The organism is Vibrio wakamikoensis (assembly GCF_050337275.1).
In the GTDB taxonomy this organism is placed as follows: domain Bacteria; phylum Pseudomonadota; class Gammaproteobacteria; order Enterobacterales; family Vibrionaceae; genus Vibrio; species Vibrio chaetopteri.
Map to the genome: position 1 here is coordinate 1 of NZ_JAKJST010000035.1, position 21,374 is coordinate 21,374.

Here is a 21,374-nt window from a genome sequence, read left to right on the forward strand (position 1 = left end):
GGGGTGAAAACCTTGAGCGAATGAGCGTCATACTCGCCTTTGTTGCCACAAGATTACTTCAACTACGCTTTATGAAATATGTTGAGCCAAAAGGTGATGTGATGAGTTGTGAAGTGGTGTTAGGTCATAAAGCGTGGAAGCTATTATGGTTCAAAACCGTAGGGAAGCCACTGCCAACCCAAGTACCAGATACCCATTGGGCTTATGAAAGCCTTGCTAGGTTGGGAGGGTGGAAAAACACCAAGCGAACAGGGCGAGCATCAGTCCAAGTGTTATGGGAAGGATGGTTCAAATTACAAACCATCCTTGAAGGCTATGAACTAGCGATGTCTCTTGAACGAGCAGACTTGTGATCAAGAGACAGGCACTTGGCTTCCTTTCTTAATTGTTTGGCGACTATTGATGAGAGGAGTGCTCTGCTAAGTACTTTGTCGCTTTTTGCTGCGCAACCGCAAGTTCAGCTTCACTCAGCTTTTGGGCTAAATCATCACGAAGTTTTTCAGCAGTCTTATAGCCATTTGTTGAAGCGACCGATGCCCAAGCATAGGCTTCAACATTATCAAGCCCTACTCCTTCACCAAGTGAGTATTTATAGGCGAGGTTTCGTTGTCCATAAGCGTAGCCATTTTCAGCCGAACGGCGATACCATTTTACCGCTTCCTCATCGTTCTTCTCAATGCCGAGCCCTTTTGCGTACATCACACCTAGGCTGTTTTGAGCAACATCAAAACCCTTCTCTGCCGCTAAGCGATAGTACTCGACTGCTTTTTCATTACTTTTGGGAACACCACGTCCCCATTTGTACATACCAGCCAAGTAGTACTGCGCTGTTACGCTGCCTTTTTGCGACGCTTTTTCGAACCAAGTTGCTGCTTCTTTCGCATCATAAGGAACACCGTGACCGTTATCGTACATCATGCCAAGCTTGTACATCGCCGTTTCGCTTTTTTGCGCTGCGGCCTTTCGGTACCATTCAACCGCAGTGATGTCGTCTTCTTCTACGCCATTGCCGGTCGCATAGCGGTCGCCCAACTCGATCTGAGCAAACAGGTCGCCGCGCTTGGCTTCCGTTGTCACTTCTTGGTTGCTTCGCTTTGACCAATCCTGAACAAACGCAAAGCTGCTTGCACTAAAACACAGACCACATAGTGAAACCGCTAACAGTGTTTTTCGCATTATCTTTTCCCATCCTTAAAGAATTCGTCAAATTCTGCCATATGATTATTAATGATCTCAGCAAATTATTGATAATTGTCGTTACTCTGACACAGAATCCCGACCAGATCACAAAATCTCTCCCTAAAGGTTACATTATAGACAGCACAATATGTCTCTATTGATTGTAAATCTTAGTAACACGAACACCGCATCTAAAACTGTAATCGTTTACAAATAGCACTCGTTTTCATTGTCGTTATTTTGTAGACTTAAACGCAATAACAACACGACCAAGCACACAACAAACACTGGAGTAATTATGGCGTCTAAATGGGCAAAACGATTTATTCAAATGGCTGAATTAGTTGGCTCATGGAGTAAAGATCCATCAACACAAGTAGGCGCAGTCATTACCAAGCAAAACCGTATCGTTTCTGTTGGCTTTAATGGCTATCCACATGGTATTTCCGATAGTGCTGAAGTGGACGAGCGAGAGACTAAATACCTGAAGACATTGCACGCTGAAGAAAATGCGATTCTATTTGCAAAGCGAGATCTTGGCGGTTGTGAGATTTGGGTAACACATTTTCCGTGCCCAAATTGTGCCGCAAAAATCATTCAAACAGGCATTTCTGTTGTCCACTGCCCTGCGCAAACTGACGATTTTCTATCACGTTGGGGCGAAAAAATTTCACTAAGCCAAGATATGTTCGATCAAGCTGGAGTAACCGTGGACTGGTTACCAATAGAAGATTAGCATTACCTCATTTATGAAACTGCATGCTTTACCAATAGTTTATTTTACCATCAACTTTGAACTTATTTGATTTTGGTGCCGTAAGCCTCTTTGCGAATAACATGAGCATAGAGGCTTACCATGAATATTATAAAAACATCCGTTATCGCAGCCGCAGCAATCACCATCGTCGGCTGTGGCAGCGATTCCGATCACCCTTCTAACCCAACCACTCAAGTTCGCGTGACACACGCCAGCGCTGATGCACCACTGGTAAACATCAAAGCGAATGGCGCTATTTTGAGTGGGTTAACAGACGTCGACTACCAGCAGGGTAGCGGATTGATAACTGTCGACTCAGGTACGTATGACCTGTCAGTCGAGGCTATCGGCACCGACGGTAGCGCTAGCGAAGTGCTTCCCGTACCTGGCGTAAACTTTGCTCCTGACATGCAGTATGATGTTTTTGCTCTCAACAAAACATCGGCACTGCAGGGAGTTATATTGGCACGTTCTGGAATCAAACCCGATAGTAATTCAGTCCGCATTGATGTTTTACATGCACACCCTGACGTTGGTGCGGTTGATATTCACCTGACCACCGATGCCAGTATCAGTACTGCTACAGTTGGCGTTTCGGGTTTAGCATTTGCGATAGATTCGGCCGACCTACCGATTACAGTCCCAGCCAGCACCTATCGAATACGCATAACTCCGACCGGCCAAAATACTGATGCAGACGTCGTATTCGACAGTGGTGAGTTAGATTTACCCGGCGGCACAGATTTGATGGTCACCGCTGTACCCAACGTAGTGAACAGTGCTATGGGTGACTCACCTGTGAATCTGTTAGTCGCAGACGGAAGTTCTGTCACAGTACTCAGAGACACTGATGAAAAAGCCATCGTGCGTGCCGGCCATGCCATTGAAGACGCGCCACCTGTAGATATTCTAGCAAATGGCGCAGCCGTTGCCGGACTGACCAATCTGACGTATGAGAACGTTGCTGGGACAGCGATTGCACCTGGAACGGTCGATGTTGCCGTTGCACCTACTGGTACAACTTCACCACAAGTCATCACCGTCCCGGGCGCCACCTTCTCCGCAGGTTCGGAAACTACCATTTTCGCCGTGGGACGTTTAAATGACAGCTCTCAAGAAGCTTTAATTATTGAAGACGACCTTCGCGGCATTGCAACCTATGCGAAAATCCGAGTAGTGCATGCTAACCCGACTGCAGCGGCAGCGCTCGTGGACATCCATGCGGTTGCTGACGGCGGTGCATTTTCAGCGGATACAGCAGTCCTTAAAGGCGTATCATTTAAAGATACTGCCGTTCTCAAAGTCGCGGCAGGAACTTATGATTTAGCGGTGGCAGAGGCAGGTACAACCAACATACTGCTTACCAACACAAACGTTCCGGCGCTAGCCAACGGTAATGTTGTTACGGCGTTCGCCACAGAAGATTCTATTGCGTTGAACATCGATAAATAACAGACGCCCTATGGTCAAAAGGTCGTGGTTTTAACCACGACCTTTTTTATGGTTAAAACTTCTTTCCATCAAGACTTTGCTCATCTACAATCCGCCAACCTATAATCTTGATGTATATCTTCAACCATTTTAAGTAGACACCCCTATGACATTTAATGCCAAATTTTCCCTAAAAGCGCTCTCATTGGCGGCGCTGTTGCTACCTAGCCTAGCTTCAGCGATAGAGCTACCACTATTCAAGAAAGAAGCTGAAGAACGAGGCTACACCCTGCCTGAAGCTTTTGGGTTAAGTCTTGGTTATATGAATGTGTCTCAAGGTATCAATGTCAACTCGATTGCTCTTACCGGTTTGCCTTCCCAAGTACAAAATTTGGAAATAGGCACACAAGGAGGTTATCAAGAATCCGAAGTTCTGACATTGAAAGCCGACGTTTGGGTTCTACCGTTTCTGAATTTCTACGCTATTGGCGGTAAACTCAATGGTTATTCAGAAACGACTATCACCTCCGTTAAAGGTGAGCTCGACCTCTTGCCTCCTCTGCCTGCTATCCCGATTGAAGTCGATAATTTGAACGAACCGTTTCGATTGGATCTTGACGGTTATACCTATGGTATAGGTACTGTGATTGCAGGTGGGTACGAAAGCTTTTTCGCGCTTGTAGATGCAAGTTACACGAAAACCAGTCTCACCGTAATTGATGGTGAAATTGACTCGATAGTTGTGTCACCGCGAATCGGATGGGATTTCTCCCGAAACAGTGATTGGCCAATTAGAGCTTGGGTAGGTGCGCAGTACCAAAACATAGAACAAACCCTAACAGGTAATGTCAAAGACTTACCGCTAGGCTCTATCGGTGCCTTGCCTATGTTAGATGACGCGAAGTTCACTGTGACGCAAAGCCTCGCCAACAACTGGAATAGTCTAGTCGGCGCGCAATATGAGTTCACCCCAAACTGGGTATTAATAAGTGAGCTTGGCTTCGGTCAACGTAAGAGCTTCTTCGTCACCCTAGATGCTCGTTTCTAACCCTTAAAGAGTTATCAAGCCCATTATTCAATGGGCTTTTTCTTTGTCACTTCTAGCAATAGTGGCAATAGCGTTAAACTAAACACCAAAATACAGCTCAATGCGATAGTAAGTACCAGCCCGATGGAATGCATCCCTTGGTGATCAGCAACGATCAAAGCACCAAATGTTGCTAGCGTGGTTAAACAACTTACTAGTGACGCCTTCGGTGTCGAGGTTTTAAAGAATGCCGCCAAGCTTCTCACCGCACGAAAACGCTTCACGATGTGTATGCCATTATCCACACCCAGACCAAAGATCAGCGGGATCACTATGATGTTGGCCATGTTCATCGATAACCCGAGCCAGTGCATCAACCCTAAAGTCGATAGTGACGCCAACGTCAGTGGAATAAAGATAAGTAACACATCACGTTTTTTCTCAACCGACCAAATGAGAATCAGTGCAATCCCAAACACCGACATCATGATTGCCGCTTGAAACGCATTCACAATAATGCTGCCCACTTCTTTTTCAGCAACAGCTCTACCTGTAGCATTCGGTGCGATTTGCTTAGACTCGGTAATAAACTTATCCAAAGCATCGACATTAGTCATATCTTCACTTGGAGAGATCACCACTAGCCACTCACCCTGCTGACTGATATAGCGCTCACTTAAATCGGTTGGCAGCGACTCAATAGTCACGGGTTCAAACTGCGTCAGTGTATTCAAGCTAGTTGATAGACCAGCAAATAGAAGCTCCGAGACAGAAGCGCTATCTATCGTATCAGGTAAGCGCTCGCTATCCTGCCAACGTTGAGTTTTCGCCATCTCCACAAATTCTGGATAGCTCATTGGCGTCGCTATGTCTGACTGCGTGAACAACGCTTGCAGCTGCTCGGTTCTCTTCTCAAGATCTTTAGGCAAAAAATCACTCACGACCCTAACCGAAGCCACCGAAGGTTGCTTTATCAAACTAGCCTGCCACTGCTCAGCTTGCTGCTGGTTTTTAGCAATGGCAAACAGCTGATAGCTTGAGCCCAATCCCTCTTGTTGCAATTGATTTAGAGCCAACACAGACTCTGACTGAGGGTTTTTCAAAACCAACGTTGAGAAATCAAACTTAAACTGTGTCGCGCCGTATCCCATGACGACCGTCAATGCTATCGCTACGCTAAACACCGTGCCTTTAAAGCGCATCAGTTGCTCTCCGAACCAAGCGAAACGGTGCGTATCTCGTTGATGACGAACTTTCGGATAGCCAAACAAAGTAAAGAACAGTGGGATAATGATAAAGGTTGCAGCAAGGCCAAGCACCATACCTAGAGCAGACACAACGCCCAATTCACCAAGCCCTGTATAAGCGGTTGGATAGAAACTTAAAAAGCCCAGTGCCGAAGAAAGCGCACACAGTGACAAAGGTCGAACCGAATGAGAAATCGCATCGCGCATCGCTAACGAGTCATTCTCTCCTTTTACCCTAAACTCTTGAATATGAAGACATAAGTGAATGGAAAAATCGACTGCAAGGCCAATAAACATCACCATAAATACAATAGAGATCGTGTTGTAGTGCCCAATAACAGCCAGACCTGCCGCAAATGTCCAAGCTAGACCAACTAATACCGTCAAGTAACATGCGACTATCACTCGAAGTGAGCGGATACCAATCGCCAAAATCAAAATAAGACCGACTAATGAAGCACTACCGGCTATAGCGATGCTGTTGTTGGCATCAGCAATTTCATCAAAATCGAGTGCCGCCTGACCAGTAACTTTAATGTCCACGTTTGATGGTAAATCCGCCGCTATAATGCTCTGGTGAATGGCCTCCATAATAGCGCGATTCGGTTCCGTCGCTGATGCGTCTGGTTCTGCAACTAACGTGATGGCATACGCCGTGGGCTTTGTCAGATTTTTCTGAGCCAGTTTTGCCCAGTCAACTGATTGGTTGTTTATTGCCTCTAAAAGCGGTGTTAAGTTCGGTTGTTCGCTTTGGGCGAGTTCGGCCAAATAAAGATCAAGACTGCCTGATTGAGCAGCAAGTGCAGCAGGCTTGATTGTGTCGCGGGTAAAGGCTTCGATACGTTCAAACTCGTCTTGAGTCACAAACCCTAACGGGTGCTCTTCAAACCAAGCCAATAATTGCGGAGCAAAGATCTCTTTAAAGATCTTTTGGTTACGCAGTTGTTTTTCTATTGAGACGACGTGCTCTTTTAGGTCTGAACCATCGGTAATAGTGACCAATACAGTGACATTACCGGATTCAGGAAACGTGTCGTTTAAATAGTTAAGATCGTCAACCCAAGCTCCATTTTGTTCTACTAATGAAGATAAATCGGCATTCATCCTAAAATGCTGCTGCCCATACCAGATAGCTACACTGGTAATGAGAGTGACAAAAAGAAGGACAAGCTTAGGAAAGCGCTGAATAAGAGAGAATAGACGGTTCACGAGGTTGACGTTAGATACAGAACAATAAAGTAATCATAACCTAATTTTGGGGTAACTATAGTTAGATTCCTGTTAGCAAGACATAAAAAAGGGGCATTTAGCCCCCTAATTGCAAAGCTGGATAGACTGAGTCAATTACTCTTGGTCAATCATCCACTTGCGAAATTCCTTGCGTTCAGTTTTCGACGCCTTTAAGTACAACGCTTGTAACTGTTCCATATTGCTGGATCTAGCATCACCCTTCACTGCTTGAGGTTTTTCAACCGCCTTCGGAGTAGATGCTGCAACAGCCGTTGTTGCTGTCGCCGCCACAGTAGCGGTTACTGAAGCCACTTCAGAAGCAGACTCACCGCCGAAAGTAATACCACGCTGCTCGTTGTAATCGGCAATCAGCTCATTCATACCAGAGTAAGGAAGTACACCTTCGCGTCCTTTCAGTTTTTCTGTCGTATAAGGTAGTGAATTTCCATCTTGAGTGATACGCCACTCTGGCTCTGGTAAACGAAATGCAGCGCTCGCTTCTTGCTTGCTTCGAGCGACTGGGTGGTTAATCTTCACCTCATCACCGGTGATATTAAATGTGATGACATAAGGTGCAGAAGTATAAACCGACTGGCTGCTGCCACGGCCTACTTTTTTATCCATGCGTACCACAACCTGAGTGGTTCCGGATTCGACATCGTTGGAACGTATTTTTGATTCAGACTCTTGGCCATTCACATACAGCAATGACACACCATTCATTGGCGTTAACGTGGCAGCACTTGCAGCGAAAGCAGAACTTGCTGCCAATAAAATCGTGATAACAGACTTCTTCACGTTATTAACTCTCCTTAATTAGGCCTTTACACCTATAAACACTCGGTACGCGTTCAATCATGCCACAGCAATTAGTTAACAAAAGCTTTTTTTACTTTTATTGAGACATAATTTGATCGAACGATCAAAAAAGCCACCCGATTGGGTGGCTTAAATAACCTATATCAAAGCTAGATTAGAATTCAGCTTTAAGGCCTACAGCAAAACCAGTTTGAGAGTCATCACCGTTGTTACCACCAACTTCAGCGTAAGCTGTTGTAGATGGAGCCAATGCGTAACCCGCATTTAGGAACCAGTTAACAACCTTGTCGCCTTCGTCTGGGTTAGTTTGGCTAACACCAGTTGCGAACTTCCAAGAGTTTAGAGTGTAATCTGCCGCAGCTGCAATAGAGCCGTCAGTTTGAGAATCAGCATCTTTAGGGTCAGCACCTAAGCTGTAGTAACCTAGTTCTAGGTTTAGGTTCTCTACGCCAGCGTAACGAGCTTCAAGAGCCCAGATAGTTTCTTTCAAACCATCGATAGCAACACCATCAGCGTCTGTTAGGCCTGCTTCTTTAAACTCTGCTTGACCAACAAAACCAGTGAAGTCAAAGTCAGCAACGCGAGCGCCAAGTTTAGCATCAAAGAAATTGCCGTTTTTGCCTAGGCCGTTATAACCTTGCTTGTCTTGCATGTAAGCTACAGTACCGTAGAAGTTACCTTTGTCTAACTCATACTTAACTACTTCGTGACCTGCGAAAGGAGTACCGTTGCTGAAGAAAGAAGAAACACCAAATTGGTAATCAGAACCGATACCAGCATCATCAAGAGCAGTAGCTGTCTTACCGAACTTGATTGAACCTACAGATTGAGAATAAAGACCCATGTATACGTCGCCAACAGATGCATCAGCATTTGTGTCAGCACCTGAGAATTCCCAAAACGCACCAACTTGTACGTCATCGTTCACTGCATAACGAGTGTCGAAGCCGAAGTCAGCATCTTGAATTTCTTGTTGGAACTCATCACCGTCAGTTGTACCTTTAACATAAACGATTTCTACGTCGCCAGTCATGTTAACAGTAACTTTGTCTTGGTTGTATAGTTCGATTGCTTGCGCAGAACCAGCTGCCGCTAGTACTGATAGCGCTACTAGAGTTTTTTTCATGATAATCCACTGCCTTTTCTTAGATGGGAATTCCTTTTCGGTTCCCTTTTTTAATATATGTGACGTCTAAATCTTCCAGAAGAACGACAACCTTTTGTCCTTTGGGTGACTTAGCGTCTTTAAATCTCGAAACCAAGAATGCAAAAGTTATAAGGACTTGTCAAACACTCTAAATAAAAAACTCAAAATTATATAAATACAACAAAATCAACAAGTTAAGGAAATGCGCGTGATGGAGTGCAAGTTTTTCGAACAGCATTCAATTGTAACTACAGAATCCTTTTCCAAGCCCAAACCTACACAAACCACCCCTAAACACACAATAACCAACCAATACACAGAATAAATAACTAGCAACATATATTTTTTGGAGTTTTATATTTTTTACAAAATAAAAAATATCCACTTAAGTAAAAGTTCACTCGGATTTTGTGATTTTGATCTAAATAACAGCTGTAAACGTGCGCTTATTTGCCGATATTTTTCACACCTTGAAGTGTGGTACACTCCCCGCTCGTCTAAGTAGGGCCCATCATGCTGACCAGTAAAATCCAAAAATCCATTCGCCAGAGTTATCAAAACCTTCAAACCCAACTCGATAACTTTGTTCCTAGGCGTGCTCAGAACTACCTTGTTTCAGAGATTGCTAAAACTCTGTGTGGTCAATATCACAAGTCAACACGCATGATCGTGGCAGAAGCAGGAACCGGAATTGGCAAAAGTCTTTCTTATTTAATGGCAACCATTCCTGTGGCGGTGCAAAACAATCGCAAAGTGGTGATTTCAACCGCAACCGTTGCCCTTCAAGAGCAGCTATTGAATAAAGATTTGCCGCTATTTAGGCGTATCACGGACCAAAGCTTCTCTTTTATCATTGCAAAAGGCAGACAGCGTTACTGCTGCACCGAAAAACTGGCCGTCGCTTGCGGCGCAGACGGCGGGCAAATGGCGATGTTTGAAACCAAGCCAAAAGCAGCGGATATCGCTCAATTGCAACTGATGTACGAGAAATTGGCTCAGGGTAAATGGGATGGTGATAGAGATTCTTGGCCAAAGCCTATTGATGACGCTATCTGGCAAACCATTGTCAGTGAAAAGCATAGTTGTAATAACAGTTTGCCTGCTCACAGGGGATGCCCATTTTCTAAGGCACGTTCAGAGCTGGATAAAAACGACGTCATTATTGCCAATCACAGCTTAGTAATGGCAGATGCCGATCTTGGTGGTGGCGTCATTCTTCCCGAACCAGAAAATACCATCTTTATCTTTGATGAAGCGCATCACCTTCCACATGTCGCTAGAGACCATGCCTCTGCTTCAGCGACATTAAAAGGTGCGGGTACTTGGCTAGAAAGGCTCAACCAATCAGCAAGTAAATTCTCAGGGTTAGCCGATGAAAAGCGTGTCGGTCGTTTTCGAAATGAACTACAAGACGCTATCCAGCAATTAATCCCCCTGCTTGGAGAGGTAAACACCTATTGCACAGGCCTCGCCTTTGAAGAAGATAGCTGTCGATTCGAAAACGGAGAGCTCCCTTCATGGCTGGAAGAGCAAGCTAAGGTACTCAAGCAATACTCACAGAAAGGAGCTCAGGCATCGGCAAAGATTGCAGACCTCATCTCTGAGCGATTAAAAGATGGTGAAATCGGTGCCAAGCTCGCAGAGCCTGCTTTGGCCGAGCTGGGCTTTTATATCCAGAGATTCGACAATCTAGCGGCCGTTTGGCGTCTAATGGCAGAGCCGCAAAAAGAGAAAGGTGCACCCCTCGCCAGATGGATTGAGAAAAGCAAAGAGCGTGAAGGTGACCACTTGGTCAGTGTTGCCCCTCTAGAAGTGGGCTGGCAGTTAGATCAACAGCTTTGGTCACGTTGTGTCGGTGCCGTACTCGTTTCAGCAACCATGCGCGCGCTCAACTCTTTCTCTTTTTTCTGCCACCAATCGGGGATCAGCCAAAAAGAGGATGATGGCGTTCAGTTCTTAGCACTCGCTTCACCATTTAATTACGCGGAACAAGCAGAACTAATCGTGCCAAAGATGAAAAACGAGCCACAAGCCCCGCAATTTACTGATGAGCTTATCGAGAAAATTCCAAACATTATCGAACAGGATAAAAGCAATCTGGTACTTTTCTCTTCCTATTGGCAAATGAACAAAGTGGCCGATGAACTGAGAACAAAATTTGCACTCAAAGGCTGGCACTTGCAGATTCAAGGCGAAAAATCACGCTCAGAAATTCTAAATAAACATAAAACCTTGACTCAAGGTGGAAAAACTAGCGTTCTTTTTGGTACAGGCAGCTTTTCTGAAGGATTGGATTTGCCAGGTGAACTGCTTGAAAACTTAGTGATTACCAAAATCCCTTTCGCAGTTCCAACATCGCCGATTGAGCAAGCGCATGCAGAATACATCGAGAGTAAAGGTGGCAATGCATTTCTCCAGATTACAGTTCCAGAAGCCAGTAAAAAGCTGATACAATCGGCTGGCCGTTTGCTGAGGAAAGAAAGGGACTGTGGCACCCTCTATATTCTGGATAGGCGAATCGTCACTAAAAGGTATGGCAAATCTTTGCTTGATTCCCTACCCCCATTTAAAAGAAAAATAGAATACTAAGGGTCATTCGTCTCGATGGAATTTATCGAACCAAGTATGTTGGTTATCTTGGCAATCGTGGCTTTTGCTGCGGGCTTTATTGATGCTGTTGCCGGCGGTGGTGGCATGTTGACCGTGCCAGCACTACTGTCATTAGGGCTTCCTCCTCATATTGCTCTTGGCACCAATAAACTTGCTGCGACCTTTGCTTCGTCGACGGCGGCTTTTACCTATTATCGAAAAAGACTGTTTAAGCCTGAATGTTGGCGCCGAGCTTTCGTAGCGACGTTATTTGGAGCGACACTCGGCACACTAGTTGTCGATATGATCAGCACCGAGTGGCTAGAAAAAGTGCTACCGCTGGTGATTCTAGCCGCGGCGCTTTACACCGTATTCCATCGCTCTCCTCAAGGAGAGCACAGCAAAGTTAACGTTGGCTGTCCTAAATTCAACCGCAAGCAGTATCTTCAAGGATTATCGCTTGGCTTTTACGACGGGGTAGCGGGACCTGGTACTGGTGCGTTTTGGACAGTAAGCTCAATGGCACTGTATCGCTTAAACATCTTGTTTGCTTCTGGCCTATCCAAAGCGATGAACTTCACCAGTAACTTTACCTCGCTGATAACCTTTGCGGTGCTCGGCCATATTAACTGGGTACTTGGTTTGACCATGGGCGTCTGTTTGATGGCTGGTGCGTATATTGGAGCGCATTCGGCAATTCGATTTGGTGCTAAGTTTATTAGACCTATCTTTGTAACGGTAGTGAGTATCCTAGCAATCAAACTTGCCTATGACGCATGGCTATAGGCCACGGCATTAGAGTATACGGCTGATGAAACTCGAGCAACTCAAGTCACGATTACGAATTCTCAAGCAAAAAGCCAAAGCGTTTGATGATTCAAATAAGCAGGAAAAAGTACGACTGTTTGATGAGCATCTGTTTCAATCAGGCGGCTTTCGTACCCTGCCTTGTGTCATTGAAACGACGTCCTTGCTCAACAAAATCGTAACACTCAGTCAGCACTCAACAAACCAAGGTACGTCTGAAGCACTGGTAGAGAAGTTTTCATGTCAGTTGGAAGCGCTCGAGAGAGTGCTCGCAGCGCCTCTCAACATTAAACAAGATCCCACTCAGCAGAAATCACTGGCTGAACTTAAAGCGTCACTTGCTCAGCATAAGGTTTGGGAGCAAAAACTGTGTCAGTTAGTTCGCGACAAAGAACAAAACCCGCATGATGAGCAATCACTCATAGAAACAGAGCAAAGATTGCAACGGTGCCGCAGCGCTATGAACCAGATTCAATACACGATCAATCAAAGGATGAAATTTATCTAATGTCGAATGAAACAGGCTTAGACAGTGCTCCAGAGGAAATCAAACTCGCCGTGGATCTGATTTTCTTATTCGAGAGCAATGAGATCGACCCAAAAGTCGCCTTAGAGGCACTTGAAATTGTGAAAGGCGATCTCCTCAAAAAGATCGACAGTGAGTAGGCCTCTAGGTAAAAACCGAAGCACCTTCGCTTCGGTTTTTCTTTATCACACCTTAGTGATTGGGAAACGCTCCATTGGATCCACCAACTCTTCCTGCGCCGCAATGGTTTGCAGCTCCCATTCATCTCTTTGCTGCGTTTCCTTAAGTACCGCATAACTCGCGTTATTGGCATGCTCAAATGCCCGCTCGGCCGACCAGCCTTTCAAAAGTCCGGCGGTGAATAGCGCAGAAATCAGATCCCCTACTCCCACTGGCTGCTTAGCAAACTTAAGATGAGGACGCTGCGCAATAAAGCACCCCGCTTCTGTCGCCAGCATCATGGTAAACTGGTCATCAGAAACACTATGTAGATGTTTTACCAACACCATTTTCGGTCCACGCGATAAAGCCTCATGGCAGGCAGCTACCGCAGTCTCTAAGTCAGTGATGTCCATATTGGTAAACTAAGCCAGCTCGAATTGATTCGGTACAATCACATCGGCACTTGGCATCACATCGTTGACTAGGTATTCAGTCGTCCCTTGTGGAACAATGCAACCCTTCTCCGGGTCGCCCATGACAGGGTCACACACATAAATTGCGTCAGGGTTTTTAGCTTTAACTTGTCGCACTGCATCAAGTACCGCAAGGCACTGATCCGCGCTTCCCTGATAACCTGACAGTAACGCTTGGCAGTTTTTAAGCTGCTCTATATTGGTAATGCCTGAGACTAACTCAGATATATCATCTGCGGAGAATGCCTTACCCTTCCAGCCTTGCTGATATTGAGTGTGATTCGAAAATTGAACCGTATGAATAGGCCAAACCTCAAACCCCATTCGTTGCATTGGGAAAACGGCCGAACTGTTGCCTGCATGCCCATACACGACATGAGACTGGATAGAGATGATACCTTTCATGAATGCTCCTCACAGCAGGATAGAATATTCTTATCACCCCTTAAATATGGGGTGGGTCTGACATGCAGACAAGTTTCAGATTAAAAACAAATTGAGTACTACAGATCCAAAAAATCCGATATTGGACACCAATATCGGATTTTGCTTACTGAATTAGAATCTAATCACTAAACCGTTGCTTGCTCAACGAGCTGTTCAGCATCTTCTAATCGCTTGTTCTCACCAAAGCCACGCAGACCCACTACATGTACATGCTCATGGTCTTTAAACACTTTACGCACAAGCTTATAGGTGGTGCCTTTTTCTGGGCTGATGTTTTCTGGCGCTGCAATCAATAGCTGCATACCCTGACGGTCACATAGCTCAAACAACGTCGCAATCGACTTAGCATCCAGACGCGCGGCCTCATCTAGGAACAGCAGGCGACACGGCAGAATGTCCTTGCTACGCAGACGACGAGACTCTTCTTCCCAGCTCTGCACTACCATCAACAGAATTGACTGGCCGGTACCGATCGCTTCACCTGTTGATAACGCGCCAGATTCCGCTTGCAGCCAACCGTCAGAGCCACGATTTACTTCAACGCTTAGCTCTAAGTAGTTACGATAATCAAGCAGCTCTTCACCCAATATTTGCGGCGAGCGCTGACCCATATCGATATGCGGGTTGACGCGTTGGAATAGCTTAGCCATCGCTTCCGAGAAGGTATAACGCGAGGTTTCAAACAGATCTTTGTGCTCACCCGTTAGCGCCACCAGCAACTGCTCATGACTTTCGCGGATCTTCACATTCAAACGAACGCCTTTAACCTGACCAAAGTGAATGTTCGACAAGCCTTGGTTTAGCATACGAATACGGTTCTGTTCACGCTGAATCGTCTTCTTAATGATGCTCGACACTGACTCAGAACTGATCGCAAGACGGTTTTCACGCTGAGTTAGCTCTTCTGTTAGGCGCGCTAGCTCCACTTCCATCTCTTCAATTGCTTCTACCGGATCGTCAGTACGGATGATGTCTTGACGAATACGCTCGCGAAGGTGTTGATAGACGGCAATGTAGAACAGAACTTTACGCTCTGGCTTCGAAGTATCTTCAGACTGACGAAGTGAATCGCGAAGATCTTCGTTATCTGCGACAGCAAGACGCAATGCACCCAAAGACTTATCCGACATAGAGCGAAGCTCGCCCGCGCTCATGTACGCCAGTTCGCGCTTATGCAGGCGGCGCTCAACATCGTTCGCTTTCGCCAGACGAAGTACGCTACACCAACCCGCTTTTGCGGCAACCACGTAGGTGCGCAGTTCAATGTATTCTTTCTGAACCTTCTTAAGACGCTTAGCCAGACCCTTCATCTCAAGCTCTGTCGACGTCATCGTCTTCTCATACTCAGACTTGCGAGTGCGAGAGGTTTGCAGTGCTAGGTGTAGCTCATCACGACGCTTCTCGGCACGTTCAAGCGCTGATTCGTCAGGGACAATGCCATACTCTTGAAGCTCAGCTTTGAACTCTTGAACCGTCTCTAACTTAGCTTGGTGCGAGCTCTTAAGTGACGCCAATACTTGGTTGTACTGGTTCGCTTGTTCTTGAACCTGCTTTAGCCCTTCACGTAGACGTGCACGACTAGCTTCCGCTTGCACCAGTTTCGCTTTGAGCTGCTCGCTCAATTCACTGCTTTGGTTGAGCATGTCCATTGAGTCTGCATAAGCAAAGTAAGGACGACGCTCAGCAAGATCCGCAACGGCAAAGATCTGTGCTTTTAGCGTTTGCAGGGCTTTATCGGCATTTTGATATTGGCTAGTCAGCGCATCAAATTGCTCTGGATCGCTGTCGAGAACATTGACTACCGCAGCCAGTTTTTCAGCCGCCGCGCCATGTTGCTGAATGTAGCTCTTAGCGCCATTGAGATCTTCAATTTGAGCTTGAAGCTCTTGATGACGCTCAACCAGAGTCTCATCAAATAGCACGTTCGCGCTGATAGATAGACGATCCAGCAAGGTCACACACTGCTTCGATTTCGACAGCTGCGCACTCGCTTGTTGCTCACGCTGTTTGTTGTCATTCAGCTCTCGTGCTACCTGACTGCGAAGCTCGCGTAAACGTGCCAGTTCCACTTCAGGATCCGCTTCAAACGCCAGCTGCATGTGCTCTGCTGCGAACGCATTGAACGCTTGGTATAGGCGCTGCATTTTTTGTGCATCAAACGCCGCTTTTGCGTGTTTTTCTACCGTTTCTTCACGTTGTTCACGTAGTAGCTCTAAGCGCTGTTCACGTGCTGCACGGCCAAACAATGGGATCTTAGGGAAGCGTGAATAACGTAGTTGACGTTCGTTAAGCTGAACACACACCGCACCATCAAGCTCATCCGCATCGAAAGAGCTGTCATCAAAGGCATCGATGTCACCTTCAATGATGTAAAGATCTTCTGGGCAATCATCAAGCTCAACCAGCTTTTCTTTGATGCCGTCGAGATTTGATACCACGATGGCATGACGCGCAGGGCCGTACATCGCGCTGAAGTAAGGTGCATCACCGATAGTGATATCATCATAAATCTCAGACAGCAGAACGCCACCAAGCGTGTCGGCAAGACCTTTCAAGCGAGGATCGTTCGAACCACCAGGGGAGGCAAGGCGTTCAATCTCAAGTTCTAGCTCTTCACGGCGTTTCGCCAGCGAGTCACGTTCGAAAGAGGTCTTACGCTCATTGTCATTAGTGGTTTGCATTGAGCTGATGACATCTGCACGATCCACCAGCTCCATGCCGCTTTGCTCGCGAAGATCTTCAAGCGCATTAAAAGACTTGATCCATTTCGGCGCATAACCTTCTAGCTTGCTGATCTCAGACACAAACTCTTGTTCGCGCTGCTTTGTTTCGCCAGATGCTTCACGAATCGCTTCAAGCTGCTGTTCACACTCAAGCACGCGCTCGCGTTGGCTCTCCGCTTCCATTTCGAGATCCGCTTCGCTATCAACACGGATTCCTGCATCACCAAGTTCGCTTGCAAGCTTCTGCGCTTGCTGCTGACGCTCAATGTTTTTCTCAAGTTCACGATATTGCGCGCGAAGCTGAGATTCACTTTTCAGTAGCTGACGATGCTCATCCGCTTGCTTGATCGCCGATTTCGCAACTTGGCTCGCTTCACTGCGCCCTACATCGCCCGCAATCTGCTTAACAAGCGACAGTGCTTGTTCAAACTGCTGTGCAGCGGCCGATGACATGTCAAGGCGGTGTTTAAGCTCAAGAAGCTCAGTAGTACTTTGTGATTCTTGCGATTTTAGTTGGCTCAGTGTTTCTGCTGCGCCATCTTGATTCAATGATTCGTTCTCAAGCAGGTTACGTGCTTTCTCAAGGGCTTGTACCGCTTGCTGATATTGCAGTGCACGCGTCTGCTGAACATCCAGCGCTTGCTGATAATCAGCGAGCTGAGTCTTAAGGCTATCCACCTCTTCTTCAGCAAATGTCGCTTGCTCTTCAGCGGTAAGCTTACGCTCAGTCGCTTCTTCTACGACCATCATCTGCTCTTCAAGACGCTCATTCAGCTCTTCAAGATCTTCTTGGTAGCGTTCAATCTTCTCTTGCTGACGAAGCGCGTTTTGTACCAACAATAGGTGGTCTTGCGCCGCTTGATGATCTTGCTCTAGACCCGATTCATTCTCAACTAACAGCGTCAGCTCTTGCTGAACTTTGTTGAGCAATTCGTTTTGCGCGATAAGCGTTTGACGAGAACCAAACAGCTCGCCACGAAGCTTCATCGTTGTCTCAAGCTTGTTACGACGCTCGTTAGCATGGCGCATATAGTCAGCTGCCACGTAATTGGTCGACTCGGTGATCAGATGCTTAAACAGATCACGGTCAGCTTGGGTGGTCTTGATCGCTTCTAGCGTTAAACGGTTTTCACGAAGCGCAGATTCCATATCTTGGAACGCTTTCTTCACGCCGCCGTTTTGTGGCAGTAGGTAGTCACGAAGTGAACGAGTAATTGCACTCGAGATACCACCGTAGAGCGAGGCTTCAATCAGACGATAGAACTTAGAACGATCGCTGCTGTTACGCAGTTTCTTTGGCAGCACACCAAACTCAAACATCTGCGCGTGGTAATCCACAATCGAGTTAAAGGCTTTAAAATGCACGCCTTCCATTGCGCTTACAGCGTCTTTGACTTCATTGATTGGACGCACGCGAGCGTGATTATCCGATACCGCTTCAATCAGAATGTCGGTCGGTTTTACGCTACTCGGCAAACCTTGAACAATAAATGGCTTAATATCCACTTTCTTATCACGACCTGCGACTTGTTGTAGCTTAACCACGAACAAAACGCGTTGGTTGCGTGAGTTCACCACATCCAGCGCAGAATAACAGGTACCAGGCTGAAGCTTACCGTACAAGCCCTTGTCGCGAGACGCCTGAGAGCTACCCGCTTCCGTGGTATTTCTAAAGTGCAGAAGGCTTTGGTCTGGAATCAGCGCCGTAATGAACGATGCCATAGTGGTGGATTTACCCGCACCATTACCACCAGAAAGCGTGGTGACTAGAGTGTCGATGTCAAAGGTACGCGCAAAGAAGCCGTTCCAGTTGACCATCGTCATCGATTGATACTTACCTCTTTCAATCATGCGTCCGCCTCCTGTTGATTGTTCTCTGTATCGTTGTCATTTGACTCAACCGAGTCGCTGCTTTCATCCGTTGGGATCAAGCTGCCTTGCGATGGTGCTTGTGTATGCACCACGGCTTCACCATCACGGATGAGACGAAGCTGCGCATCACGCATATCGTCACCAACACGAACGTCAGCGCCAAAGCGGAATACCGCTTCGCTGATACGGAATTTATCGGTATCACCAATGGAAATGGTCATCCCTAGACGACGTAAACGACGAAGTGAGGTACGTACTTTGTCAAACAGTTTCTCTTTGTCGAGATCCGAACCAGTCGCACGGTTAGTCACTAGGCGCATCAGCTTCTTTTCATCCGCAAGCGCTAGGATTTCTTCATAAAGCTCTTGGTTAGTAAAGATACCTTCATGCGCAAGACGTTCAGGGCTTAGGTAAAGGAAACACAGTACCTTACCTACCAGCATATCAAGTTCTGAAAGAACGCTTCGACCGATCAATGTCGTCGAGCGTGGGCGCAGATAGAAAAAGCCTTCCGGCGCTTTCACTAACTCGGTGTTGTAGCGCTGATAGAAACTGGCCAGCTCAACCTCAAAATCACAAAGTAGTGCGTGATTATCCAAGTCTTCAGATGAGATGTGCCTTCCCGCACGCAATGCACTATCCAGTGCTGGAAATAGCGGGTTGGTGATCGCTTTTGCCAGTTTCTCTGGCATGTATTCGTCAATATTTGTCGATAACATTTGCTTGTACCTTTGCGCCAAAATCGTTGATAGCTTGCCAGTCTGGCTGAATAGCCGAGTAATCGGACTGGGAGTAACCCAGTCGAACGGCTTGGTCTACAACAATTCTTGCGAGATCAAAATGGTGAGTATGTGGATGTGACGCGAGGTAGTCGCGTAGCACCAAGCCAAGATCGATTGGAGTGCCTTGTTCTTTATGTACTTTAAGCATGTCTCCAATGCGCTCAGCGAGCTCATCATTTACTTGTTCAAATTCTTCGTATTCCACTTCAAGTGGCACCGCACCCGTCACTTCTGCATTGCGAAGTACAAGGGCTTCGTCACGAAGATCGGTGAGCTTCTCGGCATCTGCATAAGTGAGATACCAAGGAGCGTCAAAATAATCTGTGACCGATTGGCGCAACCTTTGGCTAAAGGCGCGGTTTTGATCCATATCGATCGCAGTACGGATAAACTTATGCACGTGGCGGTCATAGCCGATCCACAAATCAATCGCTTGCTGACCCCAGCTAATTATGCGATCGAGTTTCATCTGCAAGCCGAACAAAGCTTCACCAACGAACTCGAGATCATCATCGCCATAGACGATTTCTTGAATGTCCAAAATCTGGGTTTGAAGCTCATCGCCCGCCGCTTGCAAAGTATCTTGCAGCTCACGTAGCGTTGCTGAAGTTTCCGAGAGCAGAGTCTCACAGTTGTTAATCGCTTCGCGCCAATCTTTGTTAAGCAGCTCTGCAATCTGAAGTTTCACCGACTGCTGCTGTTCATCCATTACGCGTTGGTTAAGATCGATTTGATCGAAAATCTCGCCAACCGAGTATTTCAACACGCCAAATACATTCTTACGCCAATGAGCAACCGTCCCGCCTTCTTGCGCGGCTTCAATGGCTTTTGCCATCTCACCTGCCACCATTGAAAGCTGGATTGAGAGTCGTAACTTGGAGAATTCGCGATGTCTGACGTAATAATCGGTGATACCGATGGCAAGAGGGCTGAGCCTATAAATGCTCGCCCCATCGTTGACTTCACTGGTAAAGCGGCTTAATAGGCGCTGCTTGACCAGTTCATTAATCGCATTGTTCGCACGAAACGCGGTGGCTTCGCCTGTTTGCTCAAACTGCCCGGTGACGATCTTAAATGCATCATGCAACTCGCCCTCGCCCAGCTCTTCATCAAATCTTTCATTACTCAACACCGCGATGGAGATGAGAAATGCCAACCGTTCAGTGGAAAGATTCAACGCAAAATCATGCTGTTTGACCCATCCGACTAGCTCGTCTATCGGTCGGTCATCAGCATTTAGAGTGTTATCACTCATGGTCTTTCCTGTTATTGTTTTTTCCTAGCCCATACATGTATGTATCGACCCATGGAGAGATAAGGCTCTTGGCGACACAGCTGTTGTTCCAGTTTTAGAACATCTTCAGCGGTGTAATCTCCCATGTATTGCATATTGCCAATATAATCACTGAATGAACGAATGCCAGATTTGCCACATATTTCAAACCCGGCTTCTTCAACCCACTGATACACGTCCTCAGGCTTCAACCCTTTTTGTGGCTGAAGCTTAAATCTTTTTCTATGCGGCATTCCATCTAATACATGAGGAATATTGCCACAAATGACATTCTTAAATACCAATCCATGATGATTGTAAAACATGACAGAAGCGATACCGCCAGGTTTCACTTGTTGTAATACCGCTTCGAGGGCCGGCCTTGGGTCAGCCAACCACTCCATCACTGCATGGAACAAAGTTAGGTCAACTTGCTGTTCCATGTGCTCAGCAATACGCTGTACTGGACTGTGGATCCAGTGATATTGCGAGAGTAACCCGTTTTTTTCAACCTCTGCTTTGGCTAACTTAAGCATTTCCGAAGAAAGGTCACACAAGGTGATATGGTGTCCGCGCTCAGCGATACGCTGCGAAACTTGACCTAATCCACCCCCCGCATCTAATACTTTGAGTGTTTTTTTAGTATCATCCAGCACGGCAAGAGCCTGGGTTAAATCTTCCCAAACAATAGTTTGGCGGATTTCTCCCTTCTCGGAGCCGTAAATATTTTTTGCAAATTTGTGGGCGATATCGTCGAAATTACGGTCTTGCATCACGGTTTATTGAGTTAAGATAACCAGTCGTACAGCTATTCTGTCATATAAGTGACAGGAATAAAGGGGCAAGTCCCTTTTTTAGCGTTAAGTGGTGTTTTTTCGGACTA

The 21,374-nt window shown here is 46.4% G+C and carries 15 protein-coding genes and 2 pseudogenes; 8 read left to right on the forward strand and 9 right to left on the reverse strand.

All coding sequences use genetic code 11. The features are described from left to right. A pseudogene (locus tag L4C42_RS19735) lies at positions 1-353 on the forward strand (IS4 family transposase); the annotation flags it as partial. Positions 354-396: 43 nt separating this feature from the next. On the opposite strand, the gene L4C42_RS19740 reads toward L4C42_RS19735, so the two are convergent. Continuing rightward, positions 397-1,176: a tetratricopeptide repeat protein gene (locus L4C42_RS19740; protein WP_353498351.1), complete on the reverse strand. Its 780-nt coding sequence runs from the start codon at positions 1,174-1,176 to the stop codon at positions 397-399. Between the two features lie 301 nt (positions 1,177-1,477). Between L4C42_RS19740 and L4C42_RS19745 the strand changes: the two genes are divergently transcribed. The 3 genes from L4C42_RS19745 (at position 1,478) to L4C42_RS19755 (ending at position 4,415) form a co-directional block, all read left to right on the forward strand. Further along, complete coding sequence (locus L4C42_RS19745; RefSeq protein WP_353498350.1) at positions 1,478-1,915, forward strand: dCMP deaminase family protein; 438 nt, start codon at positions 1,478-1,480, stop codon at positions 1,913-1,915. A gap of 120 nt (positions 1,916-2,035) precedes the next feature. Then, positions 2,036-3,388, forward strand: a complete 1,353-nt coding sequence (locus L4C42_RS19750) for a DUF4397 domain-containing protein (protein WP_353498349.1) — start codon at positions 2,036-2,038, stop codon at positions 3,386-3,388. Positions 3,389-3,533: 145 nt separating this feature from the next. Beyond that, on the forward strand, positions 3,534-4,415 hold the full coding sequence (locus tag L4C42_RS19755; protein WP_353498348.1) for a TonB-dependent receptor: 882 nt from the start codon (positions 3,534-3,536) through the stop codon (positions 4,413-4,415). A gap of 23 nt (positions 4,416-4,438) precedes the next feature. On the opposite strand, the gene L4C42_RS19760 is transcribed toward L4C42_RS19755, so the two are convergent. The 3 genes from L4C42_RS19760 to L4C42_RS19770 all read right to left on the reverse strand — a co-directional run bounded on the left by L4C42_RS19760 (position 4,439) and on the right by L4C42_RS19770 (position 8,816). Continuing rightward, a complete protein-coding gene (locus L4C42_RS19760; protein ID WP_429761656.1) occupies positions 4,439-6,850 on the reverse strand; it encodes an MMPL family transporter in 2,412 nt (803 codons plus the stop codon). Positions 6,851-6,985: 135 nt separating this feature from the next. Further along, positions 6,986-7,669, reverse strand: coding sequence for a DUF2057 family protein (locus L4C42_RS19765; protein WP_353498346.1), 684 nt, complete (start codon positions 7,667-7,669; stop codon positions 6,986-6,988). Between the two features lie 175 nt (positions 7,670-7,844). After that, positions 7,845-8,816: a porin gene (locus tag L4C42_RS19770; protein ID WP_353498345.1), complete on the reverse strand. Its 972-nt coding sequence runs from the start codon at positions 8,814-8,816 to the stop codon at positions 7,845-7,847. A 534-nt stretch (positions 8,817-9,350) separates the two neighbouring features. Here L4C42_RS19770 and dinG point away from each other — a divergent pair. Genes dinG through rsmS form a run of 4 tightly spaced genes read left to right on the forward strand, consistent with a single transcriptional unit; the run spans position 9,351 to position 12,899 of the window. Beyond that, a complete protein-coding gene (gene dinG, locus L4C42_RS19775) occupies positions 9,351-11,426 on the forward strand; it encodes an ATP-dependent DNA helicase DinG (RefSeq protein ID WP_353498344.1) in 2,076 nt (691 codons plus the stop codon). Positions 11,427-11,441: 15 nt separating this feature from the next. After that, the gene (locus L4C42_RS19780) at positions 11,442-12,212 is read left to right on the forward strand and encodes a sulfite exporter TauE/SafE family protein (RefSeq protein WP_353498343.1); all 771 of its coding nucleotides are present in this window, start codon (positions 11,442-11,444) and stop codon (positions 12,210-12,212) included. Positions 12,213-12,237: 25 nt separating this feature from the next. Continuing rightward, positions 12,238-12,741, forward strand: coding sequence for a primosomal replication protein PriC (gene priC / locus L4C42_RS19785; protein ID WP_353498342.1), 504 nt, complete (start codon positions 12,238-12,240; stop codon positions 12,739-12,741). Next, positions 12,741-12,899, forward strand: coding sequence for a pleiotropic regulatory protein RsmS (gene rsmS / locus L4C42_RS19790; protein ID WP_353498341.1), 159 nt, complete (start codon positions 12,741-12,743; stop codon positions 12,897-12,899). The genes priC and rsmS overlap by 1 nt, the downstream gene beginning before the upstream one ends. A 45-nt stretch (positions 12,900-12,944) precedes the next feature. On the opposite strand, the pseudogene pdxY reads toward rsmS, so the two are convergent. The 5 genes and pseudogenes from pdxY to cmoM form a co-directional block, all read right to left on the reverse strand. Then, a pseudogene (gene pdxY / locus L4C42_RS19795) lies at positions 12,945-13,799 on the reverse strand (pyridoxal kinase PdxY). A 167-nt stretch (positions 13,800-13,966) separates the two neighbouring features. Then, positions 13,967-18,415, reverse strand: coding sequence for a chromosome partition protein MukB (gene mukB, locus L4C42_RS19800; protein WP_418641584.1), 4,449 nt, complete (start codon positions 18,413-18,415; stop codon positions 13,967-13,969). After that, positions 18,412-19,155, reverse strand: a complete 744-nt coding sequence (gene mukE / locus L4C42_RS19805) for a chromosome partition protein MukE (RefSeq protein WP_353498338.1) — start codon at positions 19,153-19,155, stop codon at positions 18,412-18,414. Before mukE ends, mukB begins: the two co-directional genes overlap by 4 nt. Further along, complete coding sequence (gene mukF, locus L4C42_RS19810; protein ID WP_418641585.1) at positions 19,136-20,473, reverse strand: chromosome partition protein MukF; 1,338 nt, start codon at positions 20,471-20,473, stop codon at positions 19,136-19,138. Before mukF ends, mukE begins: the two co-directional genes overlap by 20 nt. Before the next feature lie 11 nt (positions 20,474-20,484). Continuing rightward, positions 20,485-21,267, reverse strand: coding sequence for a tRNA uridine 5-oxyacetic acid(34) methyltransferase CmoM (cmoM, locus tag L4C42_RS19815; protein WP_353498336.1), 783 nt, complete (start codon positions 21,265-21,267; stop codon positions 20,485-20,487). Positions 21,268-21,374 lie beyond the last annotated feature (107 nt).

Bases quoted from the DNA above. Each gene is read 5' to 3' on its own strand.
- L4C42_RS19740 (WP_353498351.1), bottom strand. From the start codon at position 1,176: ATGCGAAAAACACTGTTAGCGGTTTCACTATGTGGTCTGTGTTTTAGT.
- L4C42_RS19745 (WP_353498350.1), top strand. From the start codon at position 1,478: ATGGCGTCTAAATGGGCAAAACGATTTATTCAAATGGCTGAATTAGTT.
- L4C42_RS19750 (WP_353498349.1), top strand. From the start codon at position 2,036: ATGAATATTATAAAAACATCCGTTATCGCAGCCGCAGCAATCACCATC.
- L4C42_RS19755 (WP_353498348.1), top strand. From the start codon at position 3,534: ATGACATTTAATGCCAAATTTTCCCTAAAAGCGCTCTCATTGGCGGCG.
- L4C42_RS19770 (WP_353498345.1), bottom strand. From the start codon at position 8,816: ATGAAAAAAACTCTAGTAGCGCTATCAGTACTAGCGGCAGCTGGTTCT.
- dinG (WP_353498344.1), top strand. From the start codon at position 9,351: ATGCTGACCAGTAAAATCCAAAAATCCATTCGCCAGAGTTATCAAAAC.
- L4C42_RS19780 (WP_353498343.1), top strand. From the start codon at position 11,442: ATGGAATTTATCGAACCAAGTATGTTGGTTATCTTGGCAATCGTGGCT.
- priC (WP_353498342.1), top strand. From the start codon at position 12,238: ATGAAACTCGAGCAACTCAAGTCACGATTACGAATTCTCAAGCAAAAA.
- rsmS (WP_353498341.1), top strand. From the start codon at position 12,741: ATGTCGAATGAAACAGGCTTAGACAGTGCTCCAGAGGAAATCAAACTC.
- mukB (WP_418641584.1), bottom strand. From the start codon at position 18,415: ATGATTGAAAGAGGTAAGTATCAATCGATGACGATGGTCAACTGGAAC.
- mukE (WP_353498338.1), bottom strand. From the start codon at position 19,155: ATGTTATCGACAAATATTGACGAATACATGCCAGAGAAACTGGCAAAA.
- mukF (WP_418641585.1), bottom strand. From the start codon at position 20,473: ATGAGTGATAACACTCTAAATGCTGATGACCGACCGATAGACGAGCTA.